The following is a 10,460-nucleotide window of genomic DNA, read 5'->3' as shown; positions in this document are numbered from 1 at the left end:
GTCCAGCAGGCCCTGCACGGTCTCCCGTACGCCCGGCACCGACTCGTCCGCGCCCAGCAGCTCGACGGCGATGCGGTGCGTCTCGCGGCCCACCCGGGCCTCCAGTTCGGTGACCTGGGGGCGGCCTCGGTGTCGAAGACCCGGACGCCGTTCGCTCCGCTGCGGTAGGTGCTGTCGCTGACGGAGATCCTGGGTGTCGTCATGTCGTCGACGAACACCTTGATCGAGGAACCGACGGCGGTGACGCGCAGACGGTGGGCCGAGCCGGTGCCGACGGCCGTGCGGGCACTCGCCAGCTCGGTCCAGGAACCGTTCGCCCGGCCGAGGACCACCTTGCCGCCCGGGCTGATGCCCGCGTAGTAGCCGGAGTAGCTGTCCCAGCCGACCGACGGGCCGCTCACCCTGAACGTCAGGCCCGCGTCCCCGCCGCCCGAGGTGACGGTGACGTCGGCGTCGTAGGTGAAGTCGGCGAAGTTCGTGTCGAGCAGCGCCTTGCCGCCCAGGTTCCGCCCCACCCGGTACTGTCCGCCGCCGACGGACCAGGTCCCGCCGTACGTCTTCCAGCCCAGCGCGTTGCCGTCGGCGAAGTTGTCCTTCACCTGCATCGCGACCCGCCGGATGGTGCCGTCGGCGTTGAAGTGGAGCCGGTCGTAGGCCAGTTGACGGTGGTTGCCGTCGGTCTCGCTGAGCGGACGGCGGTGGTAGACGATGTACCAGATGTCGGTGCCCGGCACGTTCACGACGGAGTTGTGGCCGGACCCCTTGGCGACCGCGGGATCCTGGGCGAGCACTTTGTCGATCTTCCGGAACGGGCCGGTCGGCGAGTCGGACATCGCGTACGACACCGAGTAGTCGGGGCCGGTCCAGCCGCCCTCCGACCACATGAAGTAGTACGTGCCGTTGCGCTTGAACATGTAGGAGCCCTCGGTGAAGTTCTCGGGGGTGATCTCCTTGTAGGTGGATCCGTCGTCGAAGGTGCCCAGGCTGGTCATGTCCGGGTTGAGCTTGACGACGTTGGAGTGGTGCCAGCCCCCGTAGTACATGTACGCCTGGCCGTCGTCATCGATGAACACGTCCTGGTCGATGGGCTGGGCCCCGTTGTGGAACTGCGAGATCAGCGGCTTGCCGAGAGCGTCCTTGTACGGGCCCTCGGGGCGGTCGGCGACGGCCACGCCGATGCCGCCCAGTTCCGAGTTGCTCTGGATGTCGTTCGCGGCGAAGTACAGGTAGTACTTGCCGTTCCGTTCGACCGGCGCGGGAGCCCATACCGCGTACTTGGCCCAGGAGACGTCCGCGGTCTTGAGGACGTTGCTGTGCTTGGTCCAGTGGACCAGGTCGGTGGAGGAGAACGCGTCGAGGTGGGTCTGCTCGGCGTAGGACTTGGACGCCGTGGGGTAGACCCAGAACCTGCCGTCGTAGACCGCGACGTCGGGGTCCGCGTACCAGCCGTCGACGAAGGGGTTGCCCGCCTCGGCGGTCGAGTACTCGGGCGCCGCGACGGCCGCTGTGGGCGAGAACATCGCCACGAGGCCGCCGACGAGCAGTGTGGCCCAGGACTTGGCGACGAACCCGGTCGATCGGACAGTCACGAGAACCTCCGTGGGGGTGAGGCTGACGAGGGAAGACAACGTTGTCGGGAGCTCTGTACCGAGAAGTTGTCGATGGGGTGGCTGCACGCAGGTGTTTACATCGTTGCAAGTGGGCTGTAAACCCCTTGCGCACAGATCGTCAGCTACAGGGCCACGAGGGCATCGCCCGGTCGCGCACGGAGTCGTCGGCCTCGGTCACGCGGGCGGGATGACGGGATGAAGGGCCCGGGCGGGGGCACTCGGATTCTGCGACACCAGCGGGTGCCGCGCCATTGCGACCGAGGGAGAGAACCGTGTACATCGGCCTGGGCACCATCGTCGTCATTGTCATCATCATCGCCGTGGTCATGATGCTGCGCCGCCGCTGACGTGAGCCGACGGGAGTCCGGCTCGGCCGCGGTCCGTTGGGCGGGGGCGCCGGAACAAGGCTCGTCCTGGTCGGCGCCGGCCTGCTCGGCACGGCGCCGACTCGGACAGGGACCCGCCGGTCCGGCGGTGCCTACTCCGTGGCCAGCAGGCCCGCGCGGAGCTTGCCGAGGACCCGGTTGATCAGCCGCGACACATGCATCTGCGAGTAGCCCAGCTGGTCGGCGATCTGCTGCTGGGTGAGCTCCTCGACGAAGCGAAGGTGGATGATCCTGCGGTCACGCTCGTCGAGTCCGGCGACCAGCGGGGCCAGGGAGTGGAAGTTGTCGATGAGGTCGTAGGAGTTCTCCTCGAAGCCGATGAAGTCGGCGAGCGCGGTGTCGGACTCCTCGTCCTGGTTCATCACCGCGGCGTCCAGCGAGGCGGCGTTGTAGCCGTTGGACGCCATCTGCGCCTGGACGACCTCGGAGGCCTCCAGCTGCATCAGCTCCGCGAGCTCCGCCGTCGAGGGAGAGCGTCCCAGGCGGGTGCGCAACTCCTCGGTGGCCTTGGACAGTTCCAGCCGCGCTTCCTGCAGACGGCGCGGAACGTGTACGGCCCAGCTCGTGTCGCGGAAGAACCGCTTGATCTCGCCGGTGATGTAAGGAACCGCGAAGGACGTGAACTCGACCTCGCGGGACAGCTCGAACCGGTCGATCGCCTTGATCAGGCCGATGGTGCCGACCTGGACGATGTCCTCCATCTCCTGCGGGCCGCGGTGCTTGAACCGGGAGGCCGCGTACTGCACGAGGGAGAGGTTCATCTCTATCAGGCAGTTGCGCACGTACTGGTATTCGTGCGTGCCCTCTTCGAGCTGCGTGAGACGGTCGAAGAACCGTCTGCCCACCTCTCGCGCGTCCCTGGGCGCGATGGAGGAAGGGGCCGCGTATGCGCGCTCGACGAGGTCCTGCTCCACCCCGGTGGCCCGGACACCGGCCCCGGTCCGTTCCTGCGCCGTCACGATGGTCATTGGGTCTCGCTCCTTGTGCCTCAAACATGGCTGCCGTTTAGGATCCTGCCCGCGCGTACCCGGGCAGCGGCTTCGTACGCCCACGAATTTCGGCCGAGTGCCGCAGGGGCGCCGGGCTGCGACTCGGCCGCGGCCGACGCCGCCGTCCGCCCGGTGCCCGCGTGGAAGGTCCGGCGGCCCGAAAGGTCAGGCGGCCTGGACGAGTTCCGCGCGCCCGAACAGCAGCGCGTACCCGGACGGGAGCCGGGCAAGGACGCGGTCGAGGAGGTCGGGACCCGCGAGGTCCGCGACGGCGGCCAGGACGGCTCCGGTGTCCCAGCGCGCGGTGGCGTGCGTGCCGCCCGTGCGGGTGGCGAGGTCCTTGACGAAGCCCCAGCCCGTGAGGGGCAGGGGGTCGGGCCTCTGCCCGGTGAGGACGCGTGCGGCCTCGGCCGGGAGGCAGGCGGCGAGGTCGCGTCGCTCCTCCCCGGTGAGCTGACGGCCCAGCGCCGCCAGCACCGCGCGGGTGACTTCCTCGGCCCGCTCCCTGGTGGAGTACGCGCCCTCGTACCGGATCTTCTCCAGCATCCGGTGAAACGTCGTGCCGGGTCGGCCGGAAGCCGGTTCACGCAGCGGAATCATCGGAGATCGTGCCTTTCTCGCCCGTCGGGCGTGGTGCCGGTTGAGGGGCCGACCGACCCGGCTGACGCCGGTCGGCCTGGTTTTCTCTGTGAGCCCGCGGGGCGGCCCGCCTCCACGGCGTGGCCGCTCCCCCTCGGTGCGCGCCGCCGCGGGACGGGATCCGTGCGGGAGCCCGGTCCCGTCGTCCGTCGGCGGCGACGCCGTGGGTCCGAGTCCTCAGCTTCGGATCTGCTGGGGCTCGGACCCGCCGCCGATCGAGACCCTGCGGGGCTTGGCGCGCTCCGCGATCGGGATGCGCAGGGTCAGCACCCCTGCCTCGTAGTCGGCCGTGATGCGCTCGGTGTCAAGGGTGTCGGCCAGTACCAACTGGCGTGAGAAGGCGCCGACGGGTCGCTCGGAGAGTTCCATCTGCACGTGGTCGGCTGCCGCGACCGGGCGGCGCTCGGCCTTGACGGTGAGCATGTTCCGCTCGACGTCGACCTCGACCGCGTCCTTGTCCACACCGGGCAGGTCGAGAGCGATCACGTACTCCTCGCCCTCCCGGTAGGCGTCCATCGGCATCACCGAGGGCCTGGACCACGTGCCCGACACACCGGTCAGCTGCTGGGCGAGCCGGTCGAGTTCGCGGAACGGGTCAGTGCGCATCAACATCGCGAAAACACCTCCACAGGTCTGGCAGTAACTGCCAATGCGCTTCATCGGACACCGTTGTAGCATGTCATCGAAACGATGACAACTGCGATGTCATCCAAAGGACGACATGCGGAGCGAAGCCCGAGAGGACCCCATGCCACCTGCCCCCGAACCCCTTGACCCCGCCTCGCTCCTCGCCGCCAAAGCGGCGCTCGACACGATCGGCGAGGCCGTCCGAACCGCACGGACCGCACGGCCGGAACCTCCCGAGAGCGGACAGGCCACCGCCGAACAGGCCTTGGCGGCGCTTGTGCTGCTGCGTGAACTGCGCGAACAGCTCGCAGGGTGGGAGCCGGGACTGATCGAGGCGGCCCGGGCGGCGGGCACCAGCTGGGCGGAGCTGGCCCAGCCGATGGGCGTCGCCAGCCGCCAGGCCGCCGAGCGCCGCTATCTGCGCGTACGCCCCGGGACATCCGGCAGTACCGGCGAACAACGCGTGCAGGCGACCCGGGACCACCGCGCCGCCGACCGCACCGTCTCCGCCTGGGCCCGGGCCAACGCCGCCGAACTGCGCCGGCTCGCCGGGCAGATCACCTCGCTCTCCGACCTCCCCGCCCAGGCACGCACCCCTGTGGCCCGGCTCGCCGACGCCCTCGCCGCCGACGACGCCACCCACCTCATCGGCCCCCTGACCGAGACGCACACACACCTCAAGGCCGGTCACCCCGACCTCGCGGCGCGCATCGACGCCATCAGCGACCAGACGGACCGGCTCCGTCAGGCCCGTGGCGGCCGCGACGGAGCCACTTCCTGAGGGGACGGAACCACCTCCTGAGAACCGGGGACGGCAGTTCGATACGAACGGACGAGGCTGCCCGTGGTGACCGGAGGCCTGGGCCCCGCCCCCGGCGGTCCCGGCGCGGTCCGCTCGGCGTCGATCCCGGATCGGCCTGGTTCAGCGGCTGCGCCGCAACCGCACCGCCGCGACGACGCCCAGCACCGCACCCACCGCGAGTACGAGCAGTCCCTTCAGCCACACATCGCGTTCGATCTGGGTCGCGAGGACGACGCAGGAGGCCGCCCCCAGGACCGGCACGACGGACGGGGCCCTGAAGTGATCATGGTCGGTGACATCACGGCGCAGCACGAGGACCGAGGTGTTGACGAGGAAGAACACCACGAGAAGGAGCAGGACCAGCGTGGAGGCGAGGGTGTCCACGTCACCGGTCAGCGCGAGCAGCAGCGAGAGGGCCGTGGTGGTGGCGATGGCGGCCCACGGCGTACGCCGGCCGGGCAGCACCTTCGTCAAGAAGCGCGGCAGCAGGCCGTCCCGGGCCATGCCGTAGGCGAGCCGCGACGCCATGATGCCGGTGAGCAGCGCGCCGTTGGCGACCGCCACCAGGGCGATGGCGCCGAAGAGCTTCGTGGGGACCCCGCCGGCGGCACGGACGACTTCGAGGAGCGGGCCGCTGGACTCGGCCAGCTTGCCGGTCGGCACGGCCGCCGCGGCGGCGGCCCCGACCAGGACGTACACAGCGCCCGCGGTGACCAGCGCGCCGAAGAGCGCCCTGGGATACGCGTGCCGGGGATCGCGGGTCTCCTCCGCCACGTTGACGGATGTCTCGAACCCGACGAACGAGTAGTAGGCGAGGACTGCCCCGCTGAGCACGGCGGCGGCAGGACCCTTGCTCGTGGTCCCCAGTTCGGTGAGTCGTCCCACGTCTCCGTCGCCTCGGAGCACGATCCAGGCACCGAGCCCGATCACCAGCAGCAGTCCACCGACCTCGACGACCGTCGCGACGACGTTGGCCCGCGTCGACTCGCTGATGCCCCGTGCGTTCAACAGCGCCAGCGCGGCCAGGAAGACGATCGTGACGAGCACCACCGGGAGCGAGACGAACTCGGACAGGTAGTCGCCGCCGAATCCGCGGGCCAGGGCGCCCACCGACACGACCCCCGCGGCGAGCATGCAGAAACCGGCGAGGAACCCGGCGAAGGGCCCGTAGGCCAACGTGGCGTAGTGGGAGGCGCCCCCCGCACGCGGATACTTGGTGACCAGTTCCGCGTACGAGGCGGCCGTCAGCAGTGCCAGGCACAGGGCCACGAGGAGCGGGGCCCACACGGCACCGCCGGCATCGGCCGCGACCTGCCCGACCAGGACGTACACGCCCGCGCCGAGAACGTCGCCGAGGATGAAGAAGTAGAGCAGCGGGGTGGTCAGAGCTTTTTTGAGCGCCGTGGGAGCTTGCGACGTCCGGGGCGCGGCTTTGGAAGGGTGCACGCAGCGGCGGGTACCCGGTGGGGCGGGTTTGCGACGTGGCGAATGGAGGGTTCATGGATCGGGCGTCGGGCCCGTTCGCCGCGTCGGCCGGCGTTCGGCTCGGCCCTTCGGCCAGATGCGCACGGTGTCGACGCTCAGGCCGTCTGCACCGTCTGCGCCGTCAGCGCCTCCAGTTCCGCGTTGGCGCGCTCGGTGACGAGGGCCAGGACGCGGCCGGCGGCGGCCAGGTCCTCGGCGGGTATCCCGCCCCAGATACGGGCGGAGACGGGAGCGGTCTCCGCACCGACGGCGGCGAGCAGTTCGCGCCCCGCGTCGGTGGGACGCAGGTGTGCGCCGTCGGCGACGAGCAGGTGCCTGGCCAGCAGTTCGTCGAGTGTGGCGCGGATGCCGGCCGGATCCGTCTTGAGGTAGCCCTGGACCTGGGTGAGGAGATCGTCCGGTGTCTGCGGGGTGTCGGAGGTGATGGCGGCGCGCAGGGCGACCTGCTGCTGGAAGGTGGCGCCGTGCCGGGCCAGTACGTGCTCCAGCACTCCGCGGGCGGCGTAGTGGGCCAGGGCCAGGTCGCGGGCGTTGGCCGGGGGTGCGGAGGTCGTGTCCGCGGAGGTCGTGTCCGTAGTGGTGGACGCGCTGGTGGTCATGGTGTTGTCCCCCTGAGGTCTCTCGTCAGGTGCTCTCGTCGTTCGGTACGGGTGGAGCGAGAGGTACGTCGAGCAGGGCCGTCAGCTCGTCGGTGAACGCCTGTGTCCGCGGGGCGTCGAGGCCGCCGAGCGGCTCCAGCAGTTGCTGGAGCAGTTCCTGGACCACCGCGACGGCCCGCCGTGTGACGGCCTCGCCCTGCTCGGTGAGCGCCAGCTGCACGGCGCGCGGGTCGCGGGGATCGCGGGTGCGCTCGACCAGGCCGGCCGACTCCAGTGCGCGTGCCAGCTTCGACACGTACAACGCCTCCAGGCCGGTGTGGTCGGCGAGGCGGCGCTGGCTGGGCCGCTCGCCGGTGCGCCGCATGCCGAGCAGCGACGCGACCAGCGAGTACTGCGCATGGGTGAGACCCAGCGGAGCGAGCGCGCGATCGACCGCGACGCGCCATTTGTTGGCTAGCCGCCACACCAGGAAGCCGGGTGTGGGGCCCGGTGAACCCTTGCTCATGCCGAATAGAGTACATAGACATAATGTCCATGGCTACTATTTTTAGGAGCCGCTCCTGGAGCGGATCCTCGGCGGGCCTCGGCGCCCAGGGCGACAGCGCCGTCCCTACGACGGCGGCACCGGCCGCGGCGCGAGCGCCGGCGCTGGCGCGAGCGCCGGCGAGCAGCGGTCCTCGGACTCCACCGCCGGTGCATCACCGACCGCGGACTCAGTTCTCTGAGCCGGCCGTCGCCGGGGTCGCGACGGCCTGGTCCGGGCGCGCCCTGACGCATTCCTTCGCGCCGCCCGCCGCGGGGCTGAAGCAGGCCTGCACCGGCGTCCCCGGGTTCACCACGTTCATCAGTGTGTGGACGTAGGTGTCCGCCTCGCTGCGGCTGGTGACCCGCGCGCCGTGGTGGGAGCCGCCCCGGCCGCCCGCCCGCAGCTCGACGCGGTCGTCCACGACCGCGCCCCACATACGGGCCCAGCTCGCCCCGCATTCCTCGCTGTAGCGGATCTGGATCCAGGCCCCCGTGGCGGTCTCGTGCTCGGCGAGCGTCGTCGGCTCGGCCCCGCACTTCATCGTGATCGGGTCCTTGTCCTGACAGGCGTTGTGCCGACAGAGCGCTCCGGTGGCGGGGGACGGCGCGAGGGACGGCGGCGCCTCCTTGCCGTGCGAGGCGGGAAGGTTGAGGAGCACGAAGGTCCCTATGGCCACCGCACACAACGAGACCAGAGCGGTGAGGGCGGTGACGGGCCGGTGGCTGGTCGGGCGCGTGCGGTCGACGTCGGCCGGGGCTTTCCCGGCCGGGCCGGTGCCGGGCGAAGGTGTCCCGGGCGGGCCGGTGCCGGGCGAAGGCGTCCCGGGCGGGCCCTTGGTGTCCGGTGCCGTCTCGTTCTCACCGGTGCCGGAAGAGGCCGCGGTCGGGGCCGAGGGCGGCGCGTCCGTCCCACTGCCGTCGGGCTGCCGGGCCGGGACCGGCGCACTGTCCCCTTTCTGTGCAGTCCCGTGTGTCCGGTGCGTCCGGTGCGTCCGGGCGATGTCCAGGAGCGCCAGCGGATGGTCGGCCGACGCGTCGACGAGACGGCACAGCTCGACGACCGCGCTGCGGGGTGGCAGGCTCTTGCCGTTGAGGTAGCGCTCCCAGGACGACTTGCTGAAGGTCGTCCCGTTCGCGAGCTGCGCCAGGCTCAGACCGCTGCGCTGCTTCAACTCACGGAGTACGACGGCCAATCGAGCGCCCGGCGCCGAGGATGCGGCGCGTGTCATCCGCGCAGCGCCTTCCAGGAGCGCGGCCCCAGCATCCCGTCGACGACCAGGCCCGAGCGCTGCTGGAACGACTTGACGGCCCGCAGCGTCAGCGGGCCGAACATGCCGTCGATCCCGCCGGGTGAGATACCCGCCCGGCGCAGCAGACACTGCGCTTCGGCGACATCGGCGCCCGTGGCCCCGTAGACGATCTCGTCGTTGCGGCCCTGGTTGATGCCCGCCGACCACCTGCCGTCGACGCGGCTGATGCGGCAGCTGTAGGAGGGCGACGGCGAGGCCGCGGCGGTCGAGGGCGGGGCGGCGACGGCCGCCTGGGGGGCGCCGTCGTCGAGGCGCAGCATGAGCAGCAGCGCCGCCAGGACGGCCACGGCCAGGGCTACGACGCCCGCCGTGAGAGCGATGTGCGGGAAGCGGCCGGGGGCGGGCGCGGAGGCAGGTGGTGTCGTCGGCCCGATGAGGGTGACCGGTTCCGGTTCCGGTTCCGGTTCCGGTTCCGGTTCCTGTTCCTGCGTCGCGGGCCGGGGCTCCACGACGTTCCTGGCGCGGCGGCTGTCCCAGGTGTCGGCGGCGATCTCGTGCAGGGCGAGCAGCGGGACGGGGTCGGCTCCGGTGATCCGGGCCAGTGCCTCCACCGCCTCCCGGGGTGGCAGCGAGGTTCCTCCCAGGTACCGCTCCCACGACTTGGCGCTGTAACCGGTCTTGGCGGCGAGGTGTCGCATCGTCAGCTCGCCCTGATCCTTCAGCCGGCGTAAACGTTCCACCAACTGCCTCTCACAGGGATCGAGTTCGGCGGACAGCGCCTTGTAGCGCGACATGTTTCCCCCCATACGTTCATGAGCGTGAGCAGCGACCCCCTTCGCTGCTTCGCATTCTGCATGAGCCCGTCACATCTGTCACAGGCGTCCCACACAACCGTCCCGCCGACCCCTGTCCTCGCAGGTCAGCAGGGTGGTCGTCCCGAGGAACCGCCATCTGTGCCACAGCCGTGGCCAGGACGCCCCGGCGCCCTGCACCTTTGACCTCGCCACCCGGTCCCGTGGGGCGGGACGGGGGCGGATTCCACAACCGAAAGAGGAAAGCATGCGACCGAACGCTCTGGGCACGACCATCGCCGGACTCGTCACCGTTGTCGGCCTCGCCGCCGGCAGTGTGGCGACCGCGGGCACCAGCTTCGCGGCGACCGCGGCCTCCGCGCAGACGGCGGCGGTCGCGCAGCCCGCCGCCGTGACCGCGACGCAGAACTTCGGTCTGACCACGGCCGAGGCCAAGAACGTCCAGGACTTCCTCGCTGACTACTGGGGCTACACGGGCGCCATCGACGGTCAGCTGGGCACCAACAGCTGGAAGGCCTTCCAGCGCTGCCTCGCGAAGTACTGGGGCTACACGGGCGAGATCGACGGCGACCCCGGCACCAACACCATCAAGGCGCTGCAGCGTCTGCTGAAGGCCGACTACGGCTACACGGGTGACATCGACGGCATCGCCGGTTCGGGCACCCGGGCGGCGTTCAAGCGCTTCGCCGCCTGACCGTCCCACCCGTGCGACCCCGGCCCGTCCTTGAGGCAAGGA

Annotated in this window: 10 protein-coding genes and 2 pseudogenes; 2 read left to right on the top strand and 10 right to left on the bottom strand. The window is 70.8% G+C overall.

Going from position 1 to position 10,460, the window contains the following annotated elements:
- From ACFWGJ_RS35915 to ACFWGJ_RS35895, 5 genes and pseudogenes are all read right to left on the bottom strand, one after another.
- Positions 1 to 123, bottom strand: a pseudogene (locus ACFWGJ_RS35915) (TetR/AcrR family transcriptional regulator); the annotation flags it as partial.
- An 89-nt stretch (positions 124 to 212) separates the two neighbouring features.
- A pseudogene (locus ACFWGJ_RS35910) lies at positions 213 to 1,520 on the bottom strand (glycoside hydrolase family 43 protein); the annotation flags it as partial.
- A gap of 568 nt (positions 1,521 to 2,088) precedes the next feature.
- On the bottom strand, positions 2,089 to 2,964 hold the full coding sequence (locus tag ACFWGJ_RS35905; protein ID WP_387332983.1) for a SigB/SigF/SigG family RNA polymerase sigma factor: 876 nt from the start codon (positions 2,962 to 2,964) through the stop codon (positions 2,089 to 2,091).
- Positions 2,965 to 3,150: 186 nt separating this feature from the next.
- The gene (locus ACFWGJ_RS35900) at positions 3,151 to 3,585 is read right to left on the bottom strand and encodes a DUF2267 domain-containing protein (RefSeq protein WP_387332981.1); all 435 of its coding nucleotides are present in this window, start codon (positions 3,583 to 3,585) and stop codon (positions 3,151 to 3,153) included.
- Between the two features lie 216 nt (positions 3,586 to 3,801).
- Positions 3,802 to 4,236, bottom strand: coding sequence for an Hsp20/alpha crystallin family protein (locus ACFWGJ_RS35895; RefSeq protein WP_387332979.1), 435 nt, complete (start codon positions 4,234 to 4,236; stop codon positions 3,802 to 3,804).
- 136 nt (positions 4,237 to 4,372) lie between these two features.
- Here ACFWGJ_RS35895 and ACFWGJ_RS35890 point away from each other — a divergent pair, with 136 nt between their 5' ends.
- Entirely contained in the window at positions 4,373 to 5,032 is a 660-nt protein-coding gene (locus ACFWGJ_RS35890) for a type III effector protein (protein ID WP_387332977.1), read from the top strand.
- Positions 5,033 to 5,173: 141 nt separating this feature from the next.
- On the opposite strand, the gene ACFWGJ_RS35885 is transcribed toward ACFWGJ_RS35890, so the two are convergent.
- The 5 genes from ACFWGJ_RS35885 to ACFWGJ_RS35865 all read right to left on the bottom strand — a co-directional run bounded on the left by ACFWGJ_RS35885 (position 5,174) and on the right by ACFWGJ_RS35865 (position 9,706).
- A complete protein-coding gene (locus tag ACFWGJ_RS35885) occupies positions 5,174 to 6,427 on the bottom strand; it encodes an APC family permease (RefSeq protein ID WP_387332985.1) in 1,254 nt (417 codons plus the stop codon).
- A gap of 206 nt (positions 6,428 to 6,633) precedes the next feature.
- On the bottom strand, positions 6,634 to 7,137 hold the full coding sequence (locus ACFWGJ_RS35880) for a MarR family transcriptional regulator (RefSeq protein ID WP_387332976.1): 504 nt from the start codon (positions 7,135 to 7,137) through the stop codon (positions 6,634 to 6,636).
- 25 nt (positions 7,138 to 7,162) lie between these two features.
- Positions 7,163 to 7,642: a MarR family winged helix-turn-helix transcriptional regulator gene (locus tag ACFWGJ_RS35875; protein ID WP_387332974.1), complete on the bottom strand. Its 480-nt coding sequence runs from the start codon at positions 7,640 to 7,642 to the stop codon at positions 7,163 to 7,165.
- 208 nt (positions 7,643 to 7,850) lie between these two features.
- Positions 7,851 to 8,891 (bottom strand): helix-turn-helix domain-containing protein, encoded by a 1,041-nt coding sequence (locus ACFWGJ_RS35870; protein ID WP_387332972.1) that lies wholly within the window; start codon positions 8,889 to 8,891, stop codon positions 7,851 to 7,853.
- The gene (locus tag ACFWGJ_RS35865; RefSeq protein ID WP_387332970.1) at positions 8,888 to 9,706 is read right to left on the bottom strand and encodes a peptidoglycan-binding protein; all 819 of its coding nucleotides are present in this window, start codon (positions 9,704 to 9,706) and stop codon (positions 8,888 to 8,890) included. The genes ACFWGJ_RS35870 and ACFWGJ_RS35865 overlap by 4 nt, the downstream gene beginning before the upstream one ends.
- Positions 9,707 to 9,971: 265 nt before the next feature.
- On the opposite strand from ACFWGJ_RS35865, the gene ACFWGJ_RS35860 reads away from it, so the two are divergent.
- A complete protein-coding gene (locus ACFWGJ_RS35860; protein ID WP_387332968.1) occupies positions 9,972 to 10,418 on the top strand; it encodes a peptidoglycan-binding protein in 447 nt (148 codons plus the stop codon).
- Positions 10,419 to 10,460 lie beyond the last annotated feature (42 nt).

Source organism: Streptomyces sp. NPDC060205 (assembly GCF_042728395.1).
GTDB lineage: Bacteria > Actinomycetota > Actinomycetes > Streptomycetales > Streptomycetaceae > Streptomyces.
The sequence above is the reverse complement of the archived record's forward strand: the minus strand, read 5'-3'. Positions and strand labels throughout refer to the sequence as shown.

Coding starts and splice junctions, on each gene's coding strand:
- ACFWGJ_RS35860 (WP_387332968.1), top strand. CDS start 9,972: ATGCGACCGAACGCTCTGGGCACGACCATCGCCGGACTCGTCACCGTT.
- ACFWGJ_RS35865 (WP_387332970.1), bottom strand. CDS start 9,706: ATGTCGCGCTACAAGGCGCTGTCCGCCGAACTCGATCCCTGTGAGAGG.
- ACFWGJ_RS35895 (WP_387332979.1), bottom strand. CDS start 4,236: ATGTTGATGCGCACTGACCCGTTCCGCGAACTCGACCGGCTCGCCCAG.
- ACFWGJ_RS35900 (WP_387332981.1), bottom strand. CDS start 3,585: ATGATTCCGCTGCGTGAACCGGCTTCCGGCCGACCCGGCACGACGTTT.
- ACFWGJ_RS35890 (WP_387332977.1), top strand. CDS start 4,373: ATGCCACCTGCCCCCGAACCCCTTGACCCCGCCTCGCTCCTCGCCGCC.
- ACFWGJ_RS35880 (WP_387332976.1), bottom strand. CDS start 7,137: ATGACCACCAGCGCGTCCACCACTACGGACACGACCTCCGCGGACACG.
- ACFWGJ_RS35870 (WP_387332972.1), bottom strand. CDS start 8,891: ATGACACGCGCCGCATCCTCGGCGCCGGGCGCTCGATTGGCCGTCGTA.
- ACFWGJ_RS35875 (WP_387332974.1), bottom strand. CDS start 7,642: ATGAGCAAGGGTTCACCGGGCCCCACACCCGGCTTCCTGGTGTGGCGG.
- ACFWGJ_RS35905 (WP_387332983.1), bottom strand. CDS start 2,964: ATGACCATCGTGACGGCGCAGGAACGGACCGGGGCCGGTGTCCGGGCC.